This is a genomic window from Aeromonas sp. R7-5, assembly GCF_040908015.1.
GTDB lineage: Bacteria > Pseudomonadota > Gammaproteobacteria > Enterobacterales > Aeromonadaceae > Aeromonas > Aeromonas caviae.
This window is the reverse complement of the sequence record NZ_JBFOCZ010000026.1, coordinates 357,738-377,977: the sequence shown is the minus strand read 5'-3', so window position 1 is coordinate 377,977 and position 20,240 is coordinate 357,738. Positions and strand designations below refer to the sequence as shown.

The 20,240-nt window shown below is 59.0% G+C and carries 16 protein-coding genes; 9 read left to right on the top strand and 7 right to left on the bottom strand.

Annotated features, from left to right (window positions below; translation table 11 throughout):
- Positions 1-14 precede the first annotated feature (14 nt).
- Both guaA and AB5Y53_RS10285 read left to right on the top strand, forming a co-directional pair.
- Entirely contained in the window at positions 15-1,604 is a 1,590-nt protein-coding gene (gene guaA, locus AB5Y53_RS10290; RefSeq protein ID WP_368181915.1) for a glutamine-hydrolyzing GMP synthase, read from the top strand.
- A gap of 638 nt (positions 1,605-2,242) precedes the next feature.
- Complete coding sequence (locus tag AB5Y53_RS10285) at positions 2,243-5,194, top strand: KAP family NTPase (RefSeq protein ID WP_368181914.1); 2,952 nt, start codon at positions 2,243-2,245, stop codon at positions 5,192-5,194.
- A 250-nt stretch (positions 5,195-5,444) separates the two neighbouring features.
- On the opposite strand, the gene AB5Y53_RS10280 is transcribed toward AB5Y53_RS10285, so the two are convergent.
- The 5 genes from AB5Y53_RS10280 to AB5Y53_RS10260 all read right to left on the bottom strand — a co-directional run bounded on the left by AB5Y53_RS10280 (position 5,445) and on the right by AB5Y53_RS10260 (position 9,183).
- Positions 5,445-6,272, bottom strand: coding sequence for a bifunctional transcriptional activator/DNA repair enzyme AdaA (locus AB5Y53_RS10280; protein WP_368181913.1), 828 nt, complete (start codon positions 6,270-6,272; stop codon positions 5,445-5,447).
- Positions 6,273-6,323: 51 nt separating this feature from the next.
- Entirely contained in the window at positions 6,324-7,088 is a 765-nt protein-coding gene (locus tag AB5Y53_RS10275; protein ID WP_368181912.1) for an SDR family oxidoreductase, read from the bottom strand.
- A 414-nt stretch (positions 7,089-7,502) separates the two neighbouring features.
- Positions 7,503-7,877 carry a DUF6616 family protein gene (locus AB5Y53_RS10270; protein ID WP_368181910.1) on the bottom strand — a complete coding sequence of 125 codons (375 nt, stop codon included), beginning with the start codon at positions 7,875-7,877 and terminating at the stop codon, positions 7,503-7,505.
- Positions 7,874-8,656, bottom strand: coding sequence for a HEAT repeat domain-containing protein (locus AB5Y53_RS10265; RefSeq protein ID WP_368181909.1), 783 nt, complete (start codon positions 8,654-8,656; stop codon positions 7,874-7,876). Before AB5Y53_RS10265 ends, AB5Y53_RS10270 begins: the two co-directional genes overlap by 4 nt.
- Positions 8,653-9,183 (bottom strand): MarR family winged helix-turn-helix transcriptional regulator, encoded by a 531-nt coding sequence (locus AB5Y53_RS10260; protein ID WP_368181908.1) that lies wholly within the window; start codon positions 9,181-9,183, stop codon positions 8,653-8,655. The genes AB5Y53_RS10265 and AB5Y53_RS10260 overlap by 4 nt, the downstream gene beginning before the upstream one ends.
- Before the next feature lie 260 nt (positions 9,184-9,443).
- On the opposite strand from AB5Y53_RS10260, the gene AB5Y53_RS10255 reads away from it, so the two are divergent.
- Positions 9,444-10,811, top strand: a complete 1,368-nt coding sequence (locus AB5Y53_RS10255) for a leucine-rich repeat-containing protein kinase family protein (RefSeq protein ID WP_368181906.1) — start codon at positions 9,444-9,446, stop codon at positions 10,809-10,811.
- Positions 10,812-10,921: 110 nt separating this feature from the next.
- On the top strand, positions 10,922-11,569 hold the full coding sequence (locus AB5Y53_RS10250; protein ID WP_368181905.1) for a thiopurine S-methyltransferase: 648 nt from the start codon (positions 10,922-10,924) through the stop codon (positions 11,567-11,569).
- Positions 11,570-11,853: 284 nt separating this feature from the next.
- On the opposite strand, the gene AB5Y53_RS10245 is transcribed toward AB5Y53_RS10250, so the two are convergent.
- Positions 11,854-14,628, bottom strand: a complete 2,775-nt coding sequence (locus tag AB5Y53_RS10245; RefSeq protein ID WP_201968965.1) for an insulinase family protein — start codon at positions 14,626-14,628, stop codon at positions 11,854-11,856.
- A gap of 162 nt (positions 14,629-14,790) precedes the next feature.
- On the opposite strand from AB5Y53_RS10245, the gene sixA reads away from it, so the two are divergent.
- From sixA to AB5Y53_RS10230, 3 genes are all read left to right on the top strand, one after another.
- Positions 14,791-15,258, top strand: a complete 468-nt coding sequence (gene sixA / locus AB5Y53_RS10240; protein WP_069651167.1) for a phosphohistidine phosphatase SixA — start codon at positions 14,791-14,793, stop codon at positions 15,256-15,258.
- A 133-nt stretch (positions 15,259-15,391) separates the two neighbouring features.
- Positions 15,392-15,598, top strand: a complete 207-nt coding sequence (locus tag AB5Y53_RS10235; protein WP_005324080.1) for a DUF1107 domain-containing protein — start codon at positions 15,392-15,394, stop codon at positions 15,596-15,598.
- A gap of 185 nt (positions 15,599-15,783) precedes the next feature.
- Positions 15,784-16,704: a DMT family transporter gene (locus AB5Y53_RS10230; RefSeq protein ID WP_039039040.1), complete on the top strand. Its 921-nt coding sequence runs from the start codon at positions 15,784-15,786 to the stop codon at positions 16,702-16,704.
- Between the two features lie 50 nt (positions 16,705-16,754).
- Here the strand turns inward: AB5Y53_RS10230 and AB5Y53_RS10225 are convergent, their stop codons facing one another.
- The gene (locus tag AB5Y53_RS10225; protein ID WP_010674562.1) at positions 16,755-18,371 is read right to left on the bottom strand and encodes a peptide ABC transporter substrate-binding protein; all 1,617 of its coding nucleotides are present in this window, start codon (positions 18,369-18,371) and stop codon (positions 16,755-16,757) included.
- Between the two features lie 143 nt (positions 18,372-18,514).
- Between AB5Y53_RS10225 and AB5Y53_RS10220 the strand changes: the two genes are divergently transcribed.
- Both AB5Y53_RS10220 and fbp read left to right on the top strand, forming a co-directional pair.
- Entirely contained in the window at positions 18,515-18,757 is a 243-nt protein-coding gene (locus tag AB5Y53_RS10220) for a hypothetical protein (protein ID WP_368181903.1), read from the top strand.
- Positions 18,745-19,779: a class 1 fructose-bisphosphatase gene (gene fbp / locus AB5Y53_RS10215; protein WP_029314452.1), complete on the top strand. Its 1,035-nt coding sequence runs from the start codon at positions 18,745-18,747 to the stop codon at positions 19,777-19,779. Before AB5Y53_RS10220 ends, fbp begins: the two co-directional genes overlap by 13 nt.
- Positions 19,780-20,240 lie beyond the last annotated feature (461 nt).

Genomic DNA, 20,240 nt, shown 5'->3' with positions numbered 1-20,240 from the left:
GATGCAGGAATAAAATGACTAAAGACATTCACGCCCACCGTATCCTTATCCTGGATTTCGGTTCCCAGTACACCCAGCTCATCGCCCGTCGCGTCCGTGAAATCGGCGTCTACTGCGAGCTGTGGGCCTGGGATGTAACCGAAGAGCAGATCCGCGAGTTCAACCCGAGCGGCATCATCCTCTCCGGCGGCCCGGAATCCGTGACCGAGGCGGGCAGCCCGCGCGCCCCCGAGTACGTATTCAACGCCGGTGTGCCGGTGTTCGGTATCTGCTACGGCATGCAGACCATGTCCGAGCAGCTCGGCGGCAAGGTGCAGTCCTCCAACCTGCGTGAATTCGGCTACGCCCAGGTCGAAGTGCTGGGCCAGTCCGGCAAGACCAGCGCTCTCTTGCGCAACATCGAAGACGCCATTGCCGACAACGGCAATGCCCTGCTGGATGTCTGGATGAGCCACGGCGACAAGGTCACCAAGATCCCCGCCGGCTTCACCACCATCGCCCAGACCGCGACCTGCCCCCATGCCGCCATGGCCGACGAAGCCAAGCGCTTCTACGGCGTGCAGTTCCACCCGGAAGTGACCCACACCCGTCAGGGTGCCCGCATGCTGGAGCACTTCGTCAAGGACATCTGTGGCTGCGAATGCCTCTGGACCCCGGCCACCATCATCGACGACGCCGTTGCCCGCATCCGCGAGCAGGTGGGTGACGACGAGGTGATCCTGGGCCTCTCCGGCGGCGTGGACTCCTCCGTGGTCGCCATGCTGGTGCACCGCGCCATCGGCGATCGCCTGACCTGCGTCTTCGTCGACAACGGCTTGCTGCGCCTGAACGAAGGCCAGCAGGTGATGGATATGTTCGGCGATCACTTCGGCCTGAACATCATCAAGGTCGATGCCGAAGAGCGCTTCCTCTCCGCTCTCGCGGGTATCGACGAGCCGGAGGCCAAGCGCAAGACAATCGGCCGCGTCTTCGTGGACGTGTTCGACGACGAGTCCAAGAAGCTCAAGAACGCCAAGTGGCTGGCCCAGGGCACCATCTACCCGGACGTCATCGAATCCGCTGCCAGCAAGACCGGCAAGGCCCACGTCATCAAGTCCCACCACAACGTCGGCGGCCTGCCGGAAGAGATGAAGATGGGTCTGGTGGAGCCCCTGCGCGAGCTGTTCAAGGACGAAGTGCGCCGCGTCGGCCTCGAACTCGGCCTGCCCTACGACATGCTCTACCGTCACCCCTTCCCGGGTCCGGGCCTGGGCGTGCGGGTGCTTGGCGAAGTGAAGAAAGAGTACTGCGACTTGCTGCGCAAGGCTGACGCCATCTTCATCGAAGAGCTGCGCAAGGCCGACCTCTACAACCAGGTCAGCCAGGCGTTCGCCGTCTTCCTGCCGGTGCGCTCCGTCGGCGTCATGGGTGATGGCCGCAAGTACGACTGGGTCATTGCGCTGCGCGCCGTCGAGACCATCGACTTCATGACCGCCCACTGGGCCCACCTGCCGTACGACTTCCTCGGCCACGTGTCGAACCGCATCATCAACGAGATCAACGGCATCTCCCGCGTGGTGTACGACGTCTCCGGCAAGCCGCCCGCAACCATCGAATGGGAATAAGCGGTTAACGCCTCTCCCTGCGATCACGCAAAACTGTCAAAAAGGCGCCCTTGAGGCGCCTTTTCTTTTTCCAATCGTTTGCGAGAAAATTTGACCTCGGGCGCAGGGGGTGAGGGCCCTGTTGCCAACGTTGTCGTGGTGAGTTCCTGGGTCGATCGACAGAGTGCCATCCATCGCGTCCACACAAGGCGGCAGGCTGTGGTTTCTCCGGGCAGAGGAAAGGCTTTGCTGTATAGCCTCTGAAGGCCATCCACGAGTGTTATGCCCAGAAAGTTAAGTGCCACTGTGTCCAGCATCAAAAGATGGGAAGGGAGCACTCCTTCAAAATCCCCCCAAGTGATAGCAGGCGTACCAGTTACCGTTTCAAATGCAAAACCATGGTGCCGCTGCCCAACCCGATCCACGGGGAAGCCGTGGTGCAGATCTTCCAATCCCTGGATGGTTCGGCCCATATCACCGCCATCACCCCGATCTGATTTGGCTACGGGGCAAAGCGGGGAGGGGTCATAGCCTCCAACCAGTTGGCTCCAACACCCAGCAATAAGAAAGACACCCGAGTAGTGTCTTTTCATTTTCATATCGTTTGCGTGGTAAAGTAGATTTCCTAACACTGCAAGTAACATCGAAAGGAGAAGTCGATGGCGAGTAAACCTTCAGCGATGAAGATGCCCGAGTTATTAGTTTTCGCGAGGATGCTCTTTATTGGCTTTGTTGGAGCTGAAGTCGCACGTATCTTTTTTCTCTTGGGAACTAGCTTCGCACAGCAAATTGTTGATATTTCTCTATGCCTAAAGGTAATTGGAATAATAACTGGTTTGTGTATTTGTCTGCTTTACGCTGTCAAGCGAAATGCTCACTTGGCAGCTATGCGTATAGTTCGTAGTTATCGTATTGATTTATTTGCAGGTGTGGTTATTGGCGCTTGGTCAAGCAAATTAGCCTCACCTTGGTTTGCAAAGTTTCATGCAGCGTTACAATCCGCTGATCCACATTGGGCTCCTGCTATTCTCATTTTTTTCTGCGCTATGTTTCTATCACCAATTTTGCAAAGTAGAACACGCGCTGAAAAAATGACTTCCCAGCTCTATTTCATAGCAGATGAAGAAATTGACGATAGAAGTGACGATATTCTGACAAACGAACTTCAGGCTAAATCGTTTGCAGAGACTGTTCTTTCAAGTGGTTCCAATCCGGGATTGATCTTTGGGGTTGATGGTCCATGGGGCGTAGGAAAAACGAGTTTTATTAATCTAGTTGAGCGTTATTGGGAAGATGCTGATGACAAGGTTCTTGTTTGTCGATTCGAGCCGTTACGCTATGCCTCTGAACCTGATCTTGCTGACCGCCTAATTCGTGATCTATCAGCTGTGATTCAAGACAAGGTATTTGCGCCAGAATTTAAACCGGCAGCTTCGAGATACTCCCGCCTTATCAAAGGAAAAACAGATATTTCATTCTTCGGGTTCAAGCTTTCGCTAGAGCCCTCTCAGGAAACGATCGATGAACTTCTCGATGATATTGATGATGTTTTGCGCCGTATCGATCGACGTGTAATTATAGTAATTGATGATCTAGACCGTCTGGACGCGAAAACAATAAACAGTGTTTTGTTTGCAACGAGGAGGACTTTCAAGCTGTCTCAGGCAACATATGTTCTTTGCTATGACACCGAAGTGCTTACTGGTAATAATGAAGAAGGTGAAAGAGCGCGCGAGTTTTTAGAAAAGTTTGTAACGGTAAAGTTAAGCCTGTTCGTAGATAGCTCTAGTCTCAGTAATTTTTTGCGGCGAAATTGGCAAGATAGTAATGAACAGCTTAGCCTCGTTCCTTCTGATACCATGTTCAAGCTCGGTACCATTCTTAATGAGCTTGCAGATATTTTTGATGGTGTTTTAGCTTCTGACTATATGCCTTTGGTTGGCAATTTACGAAAGTTAAAACGATTCATTAATGCAATGATCTTAATGCAAATTGAGAAAACAGACTTGGGGAGAACAGATTTCAATAACAGAGATCTTATCAATCTTATATTGTTGTATCTTAATTACCCTGGTTTGTTTAGACGTATTTATGTAGAAGAGACTGAAGGTAGAAGTGGTTCATTTTCAGTTCAGAAAGATCCCCAAAATAAAGGTTTTATAAATTCAAATGTTTTTTCAAAATTGAAAGAGAACTTGCCAAGACCTGCTCGATTTTTATTATCGCAGCTATTTGATGTGAGTAATGTGGACATTGGTTTTAGCAGTGATATCGATGAAGCTGAACGCCGAACTAGAGCATGTTTTAATAGTAGTGGCTTTAGAAATTTAGAGGCATATCTAAAACTCATTGTTCGGTTTTCAACACCCGAACCACAACAGACATTTATTCTTTACCAAAAAGCAGTTGCACGGGTTAAAAATGGTTCTTTGATAACGTCAATACTAACACTACCGGATTTTGAGTTGACCAATGGAGAATATTCTCATGATCAATTTTGGCGTGTTTTAGTCAACCAATCTCATGAACTCACAAATACGCAGGCAGCAGATGCGATAAATACGCTTATTGCGTACATACCACATTACTCAATGTTCAATAATAATGATCAGGGGTTGCGTCAGCGTTCAATTTACTCTTTATTGCGATTGCTGAATAGCGTCGGTTGGGGCAGTGGGTCTGGACGGCGGCTATCAAATAGTTCTGAAAATGTCATAGAAATTGCGTGGCGATTATTTGGAGAAAATATCTATCAAGGTAATGGCATACTGCGGAAGCTTATAAGTTCTGAACGTGGTGCTCTTGGTTGGTATGACCTCATGATATTTAGGCTAGAGTGCTCATCTGATCGTGGTGGTCAATTATATAATTTGCAAAGAGCACTTATTGTTCATCAAGATAATAATGCACCTACATCAGGGCTTGTAAGAGATCTTGCTTTGATGGAAATGAGAAAATTCTCACAGGAGGTCTTCTTTCTCTTCAAGCAGACTTATATCGATCAACAGAAAAACTTTTTTTCAGAAGTTAATGATGTGCCAGTGGATGTTTATCTTGGTTCGGCTTATATTAAATTTATAGAAGAGGCATTACAAGACCCGACATTAGCAGAAGAGAACTCACTCGCTCGAAGAGTTGCTGTTACACGTAATATCGTAAAAATATTCGTTATATATCAACTTAGTAACTCAAATCCTCCTGATGGTTCAGGCGTAGGTTGTGGGTATTACGATGAGAGCGGGAGTGGGGATAATGGTGGAATCGCTCGGTTAGTAAACAACTACGTATTTGATATATGCTTCAATCCTGATAACGATGAAAGAAATATATTTATATTCCTTGATTACTGTTTGTCAAACCTAAGCAGTACATTTTTCTTGGGTAGGAATGACGATGGCTATATTGCCACCAGAGAAACAATTTCAGGTGGTTTGGATCAAATAGCGATGGGGAGTTATTGGGTTAAAAATCGCGAGCTGATCCGAGGACTTAAGCTAAATACTAGCGAGAGATGTGTATTTACATCAAATTATACAGCGTTCTATCGTGATGATCTTGATGGAGTATTCGCAGTGCTTGATGAACTGGCTGCTGAATGTTCTATGTCATGATTGATTACTCGTTACAGTACCGTAGGGTGCAATGAAATTGCACCCTACGTGTCTCTTTGTCAATTCGATGGGAGTGACATAGCTGAGCGCCATGCCTTGCCAAAGCAATAAAAGGGGGTGATCTGCACCCCGATTCTTCTTATGTCCCCGTTTTATATCGCCACACGCTTATCTGGCGCAGTCGGATTGTCTGCTGACTCACTACCAAGATTCCTATTCTCCTCATCAGGCCGGGCAGAAAAGGCCGAGTTCACTCATACCTCGCCGCTTCCCAGGCGTGTATCGCCTGTTTGCGGGTCTCGCCCCAGTGATAGCCGCCGAGTTTGCCGTTTTGCTGGATGACCCTGTGGCAGGGGATCATCAAGGCGACGGGGTTGGCGCCCACCGCCAGCCCCACGGCGCGGGCGGCCTTGGGGTTGCCGACGGCGTTTGCCACCTGGGCGTAGCTCACCACCTTGGCGGGCGGGATCTGCAATAGCGCCCGCCAGACGCTGATCTGAAAGTTGGTGCCGCTCACGTGCAGCGAGAGGGGGCGATCCGCCTTCTTGCTGCTATCGAACATGGTGTGGATGACCCCCTGGGTGCGTGATGGCGCCTCCCGCAGCTCCGCCTTGGGCCAGCTGTGGGCGAGGGCACTCAGCGGCGTTTGTGGGGCCTGGTCATCGAGAAACGAGAAGTTGCACACTCCCCGCGGGGTCAGGGCGACGAACGCCTGGCCGAAGGGGGTGTCGTGCACCCCGTGATCGATAACCAGACCGGCCCCGCGCTGCTTGTACTCCCCCGGCGTCACCGCCTCGAGCTGCACGAAGTGATCGTAGAGCCGCGAGCCGCTGCTCAGGCCCAGGGTATCGGCCACTTCCAGCAGCGGGCGCGACTCCTGCAACAGCGCCTTGGCCCGCTCCAGAGTCAACACCTGCAAGTAGCGCTTCGGGGTCACTCCGGCCCAGCGGCTGAAGAGCCGCTGGAAGTGAAAGGGGCTTAGGTGAACGTGCGCCGCTATCTCGTCCAGGGTGGGCTGGCGCGCCACCTGGCTTGCGATAAAACGGATGGCATCGGCGATGCGGGCGTAATCAGACATAAGGCGCTCTCACGATAGGTTTGCAGCCGCAGTATCTTGGGTGCGACAAGGTCATGTGCGACAAATAGATACCCCACCATCGGCCAGCAGAGCAATGCCGGTGGTAAAGCTCGATGCATCGGACGCGAGATAGAGGGCCGAGCGGGCGATCTCCTCCGGTTGGGCCAGCCGTTTGAGGGCATGCATATGCTGCACAAAGGCGAGACTCTCCGGTGTATCGGTAAAGGCCCGCCCCATGGGGGTGTCGGTGCCCCCCGGCAGCAGGGCGTTGACCCGCACCCCTTGTGCCCCATATTCGGCGGCCAACACCTGGGTCAGGCCGATGAGGCCCGCCTTGCTCGCGGCATAGGCCGCCATGCCGGGCAGCCCCAGAGTATGGCCGACGAAGGTGGAGGTAAAGATCAGCGAGCCGCCGCCGCGTGCCTGCATGGCGGGGATCTGGTACTTGGCCCCCATAAAGGCGCTGGTGAGGTTGGTATCCAGGGTCTCCTGCCACTGCGCCAGTTCAAGCCCCGGCACGCTGCCCGGTGTCCCCGTGGTGCCGGCGTTGTTGAAGGCGATATCGAGTCCGCCGAAACGGGTCAGCGCAAGATCCACCAGGGCGCGGGCATAGGTTTCGCTTTTCACATCCCCCGCCAGGCTTACCGCCTGGCCCCCGAATTCCCTGATCTCCTCCACCAGCAGATCCAGCTCAGGCTGGCGGCGGGCGCCGACGACGACGCTGGCTCCCTCCCTGGCAAACAGGATGGCGCTGGCGCGACCGATACCGGAGCTGGCGCCCGTGATGATGGCGACCTTGTTGGACAGTAATGACATGGCAGTTCCCTCGCGAGATGTGCATGGCGCCAGGTGGCGACGCTCATGCAGGATTGGCAGACAAGTGGATGGGTTCAACCCCCTCCAGGTTCAAACCTCCTTTGGTTCAACCCTCCTTCGGTTCAAAGCTTTGGGGGTCGAAAGCACTGTTGGTTTGAAAGCACTATGGCGGCGAACCTTTGTCACGACGACCCGGATCTTGCTCACTTGTGCCATCGGCGATGGCTCATCACGGTATCGGGAGATATCAGCGTTTATTGAAGGGAGTGGAAGGAAGTGAGAAGGGAGCGGGGCTGTGGCGCCGCTTTCCCAGGTGGTGGTGACCTGGGTTTGCAAGGGCAGGGCATGGAAAACAGTGCCACCGGTGTCGGCGGCACTGACGCAAAGCCTGGTGGGATAACGCTCTTTTAGGGGTTATCCGGCCAGGGCGGGGCTGGATGTGGCGGCGCAGGGCAGGGCGGCCAACTGTGCAAGGTGCTCGCCCAGGGAGACACCGGCGCCGGTGGCGTTGACCGTCTCGAAGTAGTCGTGCCAGCCCGATGCGGCTATTCCCTGGACGAGGGCCTCGATGGCTGCGGCATCCGGCCCGCGCCAGATGGCGAAGAAGGGGTGAGGCGTACCATGGAGGGTGGCAGCATCGGTCTCGCCCAGGGCGATGGGCTCCACCCCGAGGGCGGCGAGGTTGGCCATGCCTGTGCCAATGGCCTCGAAGAACTGCTGACGAGCCGTCTGGCTCAATGCCAGCCAGGCGGGAGTGGGGGTGTAGAGCTCTGCCAGATAGTGGGTCATAGGGGTTCCTTCGGGAGTTGGCCCTTGCGCAAGGTGCGCAAGGCGCGTTGACAAATCCGGGTTGTCGCGGGACTGGGGCTTTCGCGAGACCAGCGCGCGCAGAGGTCAGTGACCCACTGTGGCCTGTCTTTGCTCGCATCGTTCAGCCAGTTGGCAACGGAGTCCTGCACATAGGGGGCGGGATCGGCCTTGAGGGGCTCGAGCAGCATCAGGGCCTGCTCCGGCGCTTGTCGCAGGGACGCAAGATGGGTACACCAGACGCCGCGGGGCCGGGTCGCTTCGCTGGCAAAGCGTCGCAGTCGCTCGGACGGCTCCGCCGTCCAGGGCACCAGGGCGGCAATGGCCACCTCGAGCTGCGCAGCAATGGTCGATCGCATTGCGAGCCAGGCCCACTCGCGCACCCCAAAGTGCGGGTCATCGGCGAGGGGGCGAATGAGGGCCAGGCGGTCGCTGAGCGACAGCCCCTCGCTCGCGCCCACCATGAAACAGGCCCAGCCCCGCACGGTATCGGAGGGATGACGGCTGAGCGCCGCAAGATCCCTCGTGCCGTTCTCGGTCAGGAGCAGCCTGGCGGCCAGTGCCATGCGCCGGGTAATGCCCTCCCCGGATGCGGCGTGCATCGATGCCAGCGCCTGGGGCCCGAGCGAAGGCAGGGTACACTGCATCAGGGCGGCAAAATCCACCGCCAGACATTCGGTCAGGTTGTTTGCCTCAGCCTCTCCCCGGTTGAGCTGGGCGAGGCGGGAGGGGGCGATATCCGTGATGCGGCTGCGTGTCATGGGTGCTCCTCTGTGGCGGCCTCAGTGCAGCCTGCCCGGGATGAGATGACGTTGAGCCAGGCCCGCTTGAGCAGGGTACTCAGGGTCTCTCGCTCTGCCTGATCGAACCCGGCAAACAGGGAGCCTATCCACTGGCTGTGCTCATCGAGCAGGTGCTGCGCCAGAGCCTGGCCCTGCTCTGTCAGGCGCACCGAGATCTTTCGCCTGTCCTGGCTGTCGCTGTGGCGACCCAACAGGCCGTCCCGTTGCAGCCCGTCGAGCAGGCCGGTGATGGTGGCCCGTGTGACCCCCGCCTTGTCGGCAAGCTCGTGGGGAGCCAACCCTTCTGGCAGGTCGCGCAGCAAAAACAGCAGCACGAACTTGCCTTCGGAGAGGCGGTGAGGGGCCAGGCGCGCCGCGCACGCCTGATCGATGGCAGCGGCGAGGGTCAACACCTCAAAGCAGACGCGTATGTTTTGGGTGTCTGCGTGTCCGCGGCGCTCTGCATCCTCGAGCAGGGCGAGGTGTTTCTGTTCCAGCGTGATCATGATGGTGAGTCTCGAATGACTTTGTATGGCGCCATACTATATGGCGCCAATCAAATGATCAACCACCCAAGCGCGCGACCGGGATGGTTCATGGCAACGGAGAGCGGGAGTGTGGCGATGGGGGGCCTTTGCAAGAGAAGGCGTTGCAAGAAAATCGGCCATCTTTGGCCGTCATTCCCTATAATGCCCCTCCTTTGTGGTCTGGGGGGAGTGCCCCGCAGTGAGCCACCGCAAGCCCGAATGTTGATAGAGACGATCCCATGCATACCCTGGAACAGCTTCGCGCAGGCGAACTCTGCGGCGCCCGCCACCTCAAACTTGCTGAAAACCTCGCGGTGTTCCCTCCCGAGATCCTGAGCCTCAAGGAGACCCTGGAGGTGCTGGATCTCACCGGCAACCAGCTGAGCGAGTTGCCTGACGCGCTGGCCGAATGCAAGAAGCTGCGCATCCTCTTCTGCTCCGAGAACAACTTCACCGAACTGCCCGAGGTGCTGGGGCGCTGCCCAGCGCTCACCATGGTGGGCTTCAAGGCCAACCGCATCGCGACCGTCCCGGCCGCCTCCCTGCCCACCAGATTGCGCTGGCTGATCCTGACCGACAATGCCATTGAACGACTGCCGGACGAGCTGGGGCAGTGCGACGCCCTGCAAAAGCTGATGCTCTCGGGCAACCGGCTACATGAGCTTCCCGAGACGCTTGCCGGTTGCCACCGTTTGGAGCTTTTGCGCATCGCCGCCAACCGCCTGCCAGCGCTGCCTGGCTGGCTGCCCTCGATGCCGCGTCTGTCCTGGCTGGCCTTTGCGGGCAACCCTTTCTGTGATGAGCAGGTGTGTCTGAACGGCACATCGGAGTTCACTACCGAGATCCCCTGGCAGGGGCTCTCACTGGGGGATGTGCTCGGGGAGGGGGCATCCGGCGTCATCTATCGCGCCGAGTGGGCGAGTGCCGAAGGGCCCGGGGCGGTGGCGGTCAAGCTCTTCAAGGGGGCCGTCACCAGCGATGGCTTGCCCCTGAGCGAGATGACTGCGTCCCTGGCCGCCGGTCGTCATCCAAACCTGGTCGGTGTGATGGGGAGAGTGAGCGATCATCCCTCCGGCATCCCGGCACTGGTGATGCCCCTGATAGACCCCGCCTTCTCCACCCTGGCGGGCCCCCCGAGCCTGGACTCCTGTACCCGGGATGTCTATGGGGAGGATCTGGCCTTCACCCCGCACGCCCTGCTTGCCATGGCGCAGGGGGTGGCGAGCGCCGCGTTGCATCTGCATGAGCGCGGCATCCTGCACGGGGATCTCTACGCCCACAACCTGCTGTACTCCTTGCAGCCCGCGATGCCTCACTCGCCGCAGGCACCGGGCCGGGTGCTGCTCGGTGACTTTGGTGCCGCCTCCTGTTACGACCGCGCCGATGAGGTGCTGGCCGGGCGGCTGGAGCGCCTGGAAGTGCGGGCTTTTGGCTGCCTGCTGGCCGAACTGCTGGCGCGCTGTGATGGGGGGGACGCCGACCTTGACCCCCTTCATCGACTGGCCGGGGAGTGCGGCTTTGAGGTGCCTTCCCGGCGACCCACCTTCGCGCAGATCCTGACCCGGCTGGCAGCGATGGCGACAAGCCTGCCTGGGGTCGTGGCCTGAGGCCTGCCCATCGTGAGCCTTCTCGTGCACAGGGGCGGGATCATGGGGCTTGCGCCACTTCGGTGAAGTTGTGATAGTGATGCACCATTGCAGATGACGAGAGGAAGATGATGGAAGCGGCATTTTGGCACCAGAAGTGGAAAGAGAACCGGATTGGCTTTCATCAGGCAGATTTCAACCGCTGGCTGCAATCCTGGTGGTCAGCCCAGCAAGGGAGCGACCCCGTGCTGGTACCCCTTTGCGGCAAGTCCCGGGACATGCTCTGGCTGCGTGAGCAGGGGCATCCAGTGGATGGCTTCGAGCTCTCCGAGCTCGCCATTACCCAGTTTTTTGACGAGAACAACCTGAGTGCAGAGAGAAGCGAGGTGGGTCCCTATCAGTGCAACCGGCACGAGGATCTGCGCATCTATCAGGGGGACTTCTTCGCCGCCCCGGAGCTTGGTCAGCGTTATCGCCTGGTCTATGACAGGGCGGCCCTCATCGCCTTGCCGGGCGCCATGCGCCGCCAGTATGCCGCCCTGATGAGCCGCCTGGTGGAGACGGGGGGGCAGGTGTTGCTGGTGACCCTCGAGTATCAGCCCGAGCAGCAGCAACAGCCGCCGTTCTCGGTGGGGGAGATGGAGGTGCGCACCCTGTTTGAGCGCGACTTTGGTGTCGAGGTGCTGGGCCGGGGGGCGGAGCTGGATCACCCCAGGGTGCTCTCGGGGCAGCTCTCCTATTTCGACGAGGTGGCTTACCGGCTGATCCGCCGGGGCTGAGAGGGCGCGAGGCCGATGCCAAGGATGGAAGTGGCGCTTGTTTTACCTCCTTTGACATAGATCAACGTGGAAAATCAGGGAAATGCCTAAGATGAGGCTGTTTCTCAATCACTGCTGGTGCTGACCGGTGAGCTCTGGTTTGAACGCCGGTCGAACATCAACCCAGTGTCTGATTTTCACGCTCATGTTCACTTTTGGCGGCTCTGGTCGCAATTGATTATGGTTTTTCCAGCCGACCCCACGGGGTCGGCTTTTTATTGTCTGCGCGTTGCCAACAGGGGAGGTCAGCCTTCGAAGGTGGCGGCGTTGAGCCGAAATGCCCTGGGATCGTCGACAAACTGGCCGGTGATCCGCTCGTCGTGCTCGTGGCCCAGGCCATAGCTGCAGAGGATGAGGCGATCCGAGGTACGGGATCTCAGCTGGGTGATGAAGCGCACCAGATCGGCACGGCTGAGCCTGCCCACCTCCTCGCGTACCCGTTCGCGCTGATCAAAACCCAGATCCTTGTTGCCGATGCTGACCCAGAGCCGCTGGCCGCGGCTGCGCAGGTTGGCATCCCGCTCGCTGAGCTGGGCCTGCAACCCCGCCTTGCTCTCCTGCCACTGCTGCTCGGTGAACTCCAGCATGGCGAGCGGGAAGAGATCGATGAACTCCTCCACCGCATCCAGCAGGATCTGCGGCCCCGCCACCGGCGACTGGATATAGAAGATGAGACCGGGATGGCGGTTGAGGGGCAGGTTGCCGGCTCCCACCACGTAACCGAGCTGCTGGCGGGTGCGTAGCTCATGGAAGAAGGTGGATGACATGATGTGGTTGGCCAGGGTGAAGCAGGCGAGATCCCGGGCCCGGGTGGTGCGCGACTGGTAGTAGACCAGCAGCGCCGAGTCCTCGTGATCGCACCCCTGCTCGCGAATGAGGGTGCCTCTGTCCTGGATGGAGATGAGGGGGCGGCGGGTCTCGGCGCTGGGCTGGCTGTTGGCACCAAGGTGGCGCTCCAGCAGGGCCGCGAGTTCGAGGGCCTCGGCGGCCGTCCAGTCTCCGTGTACCAGGGCCTCCAGATGCACCCTGGCAAAGAGCTCGGAGACGAAGCCGGGCATCTCCCCGAGTTCGACGGTGCGCAGGTGGCGCAACAGCTGCTCGAACGGCGGGTTGTTGGGTTGCAGCAAACTGGTGAGCTGGTTGAACAACTGGGAGATGGGGCGGGTCTTGGACTGGTTCTCCCAGTTGCGGATAAGCTGCTCCTTGATCTCGCTAAAGCGGGCCGGATCCGGATACCCCAGGGTGCGGTTGCCGAGGATCATGTCGAGCAGCAGCGGTTGCTTGTCGGCAAAGCCACTGAGGTTGATGGTAAAGCCCCCCTGATGGGCATAAATCTGGTAGCCAAGGCCCGCGAGCTCCGCCGGGTAGGTGAGGGCGTTGAGGTGATCCGTGAGCAGTTCCACGGCCAGACGCGCCATGGCGATGTGACGCGGGCTCTTGACCGCATGTTCGCTGTCGACGGAGATGTAAAGGCTGCCCTTGGGCACGCTGAATTGATGCTCGTGCAGGTGCCAGAGCCGGAAACCGGGCCTGTCGATGAGGCAGGACGGCATGTCGGCGGGCAGTGCCGGCAGACGGGCGTCGAGGCGGGTGCTGATGAAGGGGTTGGGCGCCGGCAGGTGCAGGGCGGGATCCGGTTCACTCTGCTGCCAGCGGATCTTCTCGGCCTCGCTGATGCTCTGGACGCTGTAGGGGGTCTGGTACCAGCGGGCGAGGCGATCCGTGCTCACTTCCGGGGCCTGGATGGTCACTCGCAGATTGTGGGGCGTCAGCTTGGCGAGGAAGCGCCGGATCAGCGGCTCATCGAACTCGCGCATCATGTAATCGCCGTAGAGCAGGTCGTCCGGCCCATAGCTGAACAGGTTGAGCACGAGGCCGGAGACGGTGTCGAGGGCCCGGCCCCGTTCCTGGAAGCGGAAGGCGGATTCCAGCACGCTGCGCTTCTCCTCATAGCGCCAGGCCTGCACCCCGTCGCGCTCGATGAGCTTCAGATAGCCAAACAGGGCGGCGATGATCTCGTCCACATGCTCAAGCCCAAGGGGGGTGAGGCCAAAGCTCACGCCAAAGTCCTTGAAGTTGGCGCCGCTGATGCCGCCGCCAGCGGCGAGCTGATTGACCCAGCCCCGCCCCTTGAGCAGGGAGAGCAGGCTGCCTTCCCCCTCATAGCCGATGAGGTGGCTCAGGAAGGTGAGGGGTTTTTTGTCGTAATACTCATCCACGCACGGCAGCGGGAAGGTCAGCGCCAGCTTGCGGGTCTCCTTGACCGGGGTCAGCTGGATGCGAATGCCGAGATCATCGAGCCGGTAGAGAGGATGGCTCAGTACCGGAGGGCCGAGGCGGCGATCCGGAATGGCACCAAAGAAGCGATCACACCAGGCCAGCTGGGTCTCGATGGGTGCCGGTGAAAGCATGACCAGCGCCATGCGATCCGCACTGTAGTGGGTTTCGTAGAACGCAATGAGGTCCGAGCGCAGATCCCGGCCGGGGAGATCCGCCAGGGTATCGAGGTTGCCCACCGAGAATTTGGAGAAGGGGTGGTCCGGATTGACCGTCTCCTTGTGCACCTGGTAGCTGCGGCGCACATCGTCCTGCAGCTTGAGGCGGTACTCGGAGTCCACCGCGTTGCGCTCCTTGTCGACCCACTCCGGTGCAAAGGTGGGGCAGATGAAGAACTGGGAGAACCGGTCGAGCCCCGCCTCGAAGAAGCCGTTGTCGATGTCGAAGAAGAAGTTGGTGAACTCGGTACCGGTCCAGGCGTTGTTGCTGCCCCCGTGACGGCTCATGAATTGCTGGTATTCACCGGGTTTGGGGTAGGTGCGGGTACCGAGAAACAGCATATGCTCGAGGAAATGGGCCATGCCCTGGCGATCCGCAGGATCGTCGAAGTGGCCGGTATTCACCGCCAGGGAGGCGGCGGATTTGTCGGTCTCGGGATCACAGATCAGCAAGACCCTGAGCCGGTTTGCCAGCTCCAGATAGTGATACCGCCGATGGTCATTGGGACTGGCATATGGGCTCATTGGGGAGGGGCTCGCGGTGAATTTATTTGAATTTAAACATGATTATCGACCCCGCTATCTTGCGAGGCAAACCCTTTTCTGAGAGGTGGCGCAATTGTTTCCCCCGGCATGGCGGGGTAAGATCCCCCCGCTATTTAAACAGGCCCCCTGGGCGAGGTTGTAATGAAAATCTACATCATGCGTCATGGCCAGGCTGGCATGAACGCAAAGACTGATGAACAGCGTCCACTGACCGAGCAAGGCATCGAAGAGTCCATCCACATGGCTGGCTGGCTGGCTCCCCAATTGGCAGGCTCCCTGAACCTGGTGATCCACAGCAACTACCTGCGTGCCAGACAGACCTGGCAGGCCATCGCCCCCGAGTTGCCCAAGGCCCTCAAGGTCGAGGAGAGCGGCGACATCACCCCCTACGGGGATCCGGCTTTCGTGGCGAGCTACCTCACTGCGCTGGCGGCGGAGCATGACAACATCCTGATGGTCAGCCACCTGCCGCTGGTGGGGTATCTGGTCCAGAGTCTCTGCCCGGCGGCAGGGGCCCCCATGTTCGCGACGTCCGGGCTGGCCTGCATCGAATGGCAAGATGGCAAAGGAGTCTTGCTCTGGCTGGAAGGACCGCATACAATACGGTAAAAGTTAATAATAAGTTACAGTTTGGTTTTTTGGGGAAGAGAGAGTCGAATTTTCCGGTTTTTTATATAAATTTAACGGAATTATTTCGCATAAGCTGCTGTCATACGGATACAACTTCAAGAGGTTGCAAACGATGAGAGTGTTCAAGAAGTACCTGCCACTGATGGTGGCAAAACATGTCAAAACCTTCTTCAAGGGGCGGATTTACATCCACGGCAGGGGGCGCTTCGATTTCCAGTCGGGCTTGCTGATGATGCCATTGCAAGCCGACATTCCCCATCGCCAGACGGTGCTCGAGGTCAATGAACTGATTTCAAGGCTCCACATGGATGCCGCCTGAGGCGCCTCAGGCTGACCCTGGTCCCCCTCATGCCCGCCCCTGTGCGGGCATGATTGTTGATGGAGCCTGGGCGCGGTGCCAACCGTTCGCGTCATGGCGCTTCTTCCTGCGTTGGCAGGCTTGCTTATCCTGATTGCCTCTCTATACTCGCGCGCAATACCCGCCTTTTTATTCTGGATATCGCAATGCCCCTTGCCTTCCTGTTTCCCTTCTCCTGCATGGCCATCTGGGCCGGCAATGGCATCGTCAGCAAGCTGGCGGTCGGGGTGTTGTCTCCTGCGGCGCTCGCCTGGTCGCGCTGGATGGTGGCGGCCCTGGTGCTGACCCCGTTTCTGGCTCACCGGGCCTGGCGCGAGCGCCGCAAACTGCGGGCCGGTTTCTCGAAGCTGGCGGTGCTGGCCCTGCTCGGGATGGTCTTGAACCAGACCTTTGGCTATTACGCGGCCCAGACCCTGGGGGCCACCGAGATTGGCCTGATGATGGGACTGACCCCCTTGATGACGGTGCTGCTCAGCATCTGGTTGCTGCGCGAGCGGCCCACCTGGGGGGCGCTGCTGGGAGGCGCCATCTCCATTCTGGGGCTGGCGATTTTGTTGGGGCAGGGGGATCCGGCCCGGCTGCTGACCCAGGGCATCCATATCGGTTCCGTCTACATGCTGCTCTCGGCGGCCACCTATGCGCTCTACAGCGTGCTGCTCAAGCGCTGGGATCTGGGGCTGGACAACTGGTCCATGCTCTACGGTCAGGTGCTGTGCAGCCTCCTGTTCCTCACCCCCTTCTATCTGCTGGTGGACGGGCACTGGCCCGATGGCAGCGCCCTCTGGCTCATCCTCTATGCGGGGATCCCGACCTCGGCCCTCTCGCCCTGGCTCTGGATGCAGGGCATTGCCCTGCTCGGGGCGAGCCGCACCGCCATCTTCATGAACCTGTTGCCGGTGATGACGGCCGCCCTTGCCATCAGCTGGCTCGGGGAGCGGCTCACCAGCTATCACCTCATCGGTGGCGGCATGACCCTGATGGGGGTGCTGCTGGCGCAGTTGCTGGTGAGGCCCGTGACGGTGCGAAGACGCGCCCGGCTCGCGGTGGCGGGCTGTCAGGAGAAGTAGGATAAAAAAAGACCGCCCTCGAGGCGGTCTTTTTGGTTCGGTGCCTAGCGTCACTGCGCCGTCAGATAGAGATCCTTGGCATAGACCAGGTCTTGCGGGTTCTGGTAGGGGTAGCCCTTGACGTTGGGTTTGAGCAGCCGTGATTTCACGTAGAAGTAGACAGGGGCAATGGGGGCCTCCTCGTCGATCAGCACCTCGGCCTGCTGATAGAGGCGGTTGCGCTCGGCCGGATCCTTGGCGTCATGGGCCTTGGCCAGGAGGGCGTCGTACTCCTTGTTGAACCACTTGCCGCTGTTGGCGCTGCTGCTGGAGGTCATGATGTCGAGGAAGGTGGAGGCATCGTTGTAGTCTCCGTTCCAGGAGTAGCGGCTCACCCCGAAGTCACCCTCGTTCAGGGCCGACACCATGGTCTTCCATTCCATGTTGTTGAGCTCCGCCTTGACCCCCAGGTTGTGCTTCCACATGGAGGAGATGGCGAGCGCTATCTTCTTGTGCCCCTCGTTGGTGTTGTAGAGGATGTCCACCGTCAGCGGCTTGTCAGGGCCGTAACCCGCCTCGCCAAGCAGCGCCTTGGCCTGCTTGATGCGCTCTTCCTTGCTCATCAGCTCGCTGGCGGGGCGTTTGAGCTCGAAGCCGTCCACGCTCGGCGGGGTCAGGCTGAAGGCGGAGAGCTGCCCCTGTCCCAGGATCTTCTCCGTGATGGTGTCCCGGTCGATGGCAAGAGAGAGTGCCTTGCGCACCCTGACGTCGTCAAAGGGTTTGCGTTGGGTGTTGAAGACGTAGTAGTAGGTGGCGAGCATGGGGGCGCTCACCAGCTCCTCCGGGCTCTGGCGCTTGATCTGCTGATACTGCTCCAGGGGATAGGTGGTGTAGTGCAGCTCGCTCGCACGATAGCGGTTGTAGGCCGCGGTATCGGAGACGATCTCCAGATAGATCACCTTGTTCAGCACGGTGTGCTCGTTGTCCCAGTAGTGGGGGTTGCGCTCGGCGATGAGGCGCTCGTTCGGGGTCCACTCCTTGAGGGCGAAGGCGCCGTTGGAGACGATGTTGGCCGGTTTGACCCACTCATGACCGAACTTCTCGATGGTGGCCTTGGGCGCCGGGAAGGTGGTGTAGTGGGAGAGGGTCTTGAGGAAGAAGGGGACCGGGTTTTTCAGGGTGATCTGCAGGGTGTAGTCATCGAGTGCCTTGATCCCCAGGGCATCCGGGCTCTGCTTGCCCTGCACCACGTCGCTGGCATTGGCGACGCCGGTCAGCTCGATGAACCAGGCGTAGTTGGAGGCGTTCTTGGGGTCCGCCGCCCGCTGCCAGCCATAGACGTAGTCCGCCGCCGTCACCGGCTCGCCGTTGGACCATTTGGCATCGGGTCTGAGCTTGAAGGTGTAGACGGTGCCCGTGGCATCGAGCTCGTAGCCAAGGGCGCCCGCCGCCTGCAGCTTGCCGTTGCCATCCAGGGTGTAGAGCCCCTCGAACAGATCGTTGACGACGTCGCTGCCCGCGCTCTCTTCCACCATCTGGGGATCGATGGAGGCAGGCTCGGTGCCGATGTTGCGCACGAACACTTGCTGGGCGGCTGGCAGAAGCTGGGTGCCTTCAGGCACCTGGGCGGCGAGGACGGGGAGGGTGAGCAGAGCGGCAACCGCCCCGGCGATAAGCGACTTTTTCATTGAATATCCTTATGTTTTTTTGCTTCCAAAGCGCAGCCAGTGTGCGGGATTGGGGGGCAGATCTCAAGAGGGGCGCCTCTGGCGCAACATTGCCGGGCGCCAGGGGGAGCAAGGCGGGCAGCCGCGTCGGCCCGGATGCATTCTTGTCACGAATTAACCCCCCAAAAGATGCCGGATGGCACCCTTGTTTCACGCCGAAAGCCTGTGGTGGCGCGGTTTTCTGGCGATTTAAAGAACGGCTTAATTCGCTGCAAAAACAAAAAACAGGCGTTACATTGGGTTACAAAACAACGCTGCCGGGGATCGGCACTTTTTTTGCCGACACTTGCAAACGTTTTCAACGGCCAACGGAAACGATCTTAAAGGAACAAGAATGCGAAACATGATCACCATGGGCGAGTTCATCGTCAAAAAGCAGGCGGACTACCCGACCGCGACCGGCGAGCTGACCTCCTTGCTCAGCTCCATCCGCCTGGCCGCCAAGGTGGTGAACCGGGAGATCAACAAGGCGGGTCTGGCGGACATCATCGGCTCCATCGGCGCCGAAAACGTGCAGGGCGAGGTGCAGCAGAAGCTGGACGTCTATGCCAACGAGCGCTTCAAGGCGGCGCTGGAGGCCCGTGGCGAGGTGTGCGGCATGGCCTCTGAGGAGGAGGAGGACTTCGTCTCCTTCGATTCCGAGCTCTCCCGTCACTCCAAGTACGTGGTGCTGATAGACCCCCTCGACGGCTCCTCCAACATCGACGTCAACGTCTCGGTCGGGACCATCTTCTCCATCTATCGCCGGGTCAGCAAACCGGGCGCCGGGGTCACTCTGGAGGACTTCCTGCAGCCGGGTCACCGTCAGGTCGCGGCGGGCTACGTGGTCTATGGCTCCTCCACCATGCTGGTCTACACCACCGGCTTTGGGGTCAACGGCTTCACCTATGACCCCTCCATCGGCTGCTTCTGTCTCTCCCACGAGAACATCCGCATTCCGGAGGAGGGCAAGATCTACTCCATCAACGAGGGCAACTACATCAAGTTCCCGGACGGGGTGAAGAAGTACCTGAAATACTGCCAGGAGCGTGACGAGGCGACTCACAGGCCCTATACCTCCCGCTACATCGGCTCCTTGGTGTCGGATTTCCACCGCAACCTGCTCAAGGGGGGCATCTACATCTACCCGTCCGGCACCAACTCCCCGAACGGCAAGCTGCGCCTGCTCTATGAGTGCAACCCCATGGCCTTCCTGGTGGAGCAGGCCGGTGGCAAGGCGTCCGATGGTTTTGGCCGCATCATGGACATCCAGCCTACCGCTCTGCACCAGCGCACCCCCTACTTCGTCGGGTCCACCAGGATGGTGGAGCGGGCCGAGGCCTTCATGCGGGAGTTCTCCGCCCACGAGGATCCGGCCAACCAGGGCTGAGCCCGGGCCAGCGTCCCTTCGTCACGGGAGCCGTCAAGGCTCCCGTTTTTATTGGCGTGCAGGCGGATGTAGCCAGGTTGATATGCTGACGGACTGACGGACTGACGGACTGACGGACTGACGGACTGACGGACTGACGGACTGACGGACTGACGGACTGACGGACTGACGGGCTGACGGACTGGCGGACTGGCGGACTGACGGACCGACGCGGCGCCTCGGCGGTCGCGGTGCAATGGCTGGTGGCCCCTGGCCGGGATACCTGGTCTGGATACCTGGGCGGGATAAATACGGCACGGGCCATCTGCGGGGCTATCGAGGCGCGTTGACCCCGTTTTTTGCCCACGATCATCCCCACATCCATCTGTTTTTCAGATGGGTTGTGACTCAATGCATCGTATCAATAGATGGATTCGGCGGCAAAATGGTGCTGCCAGGAGGGCGAACCGAGGCATCGGGAG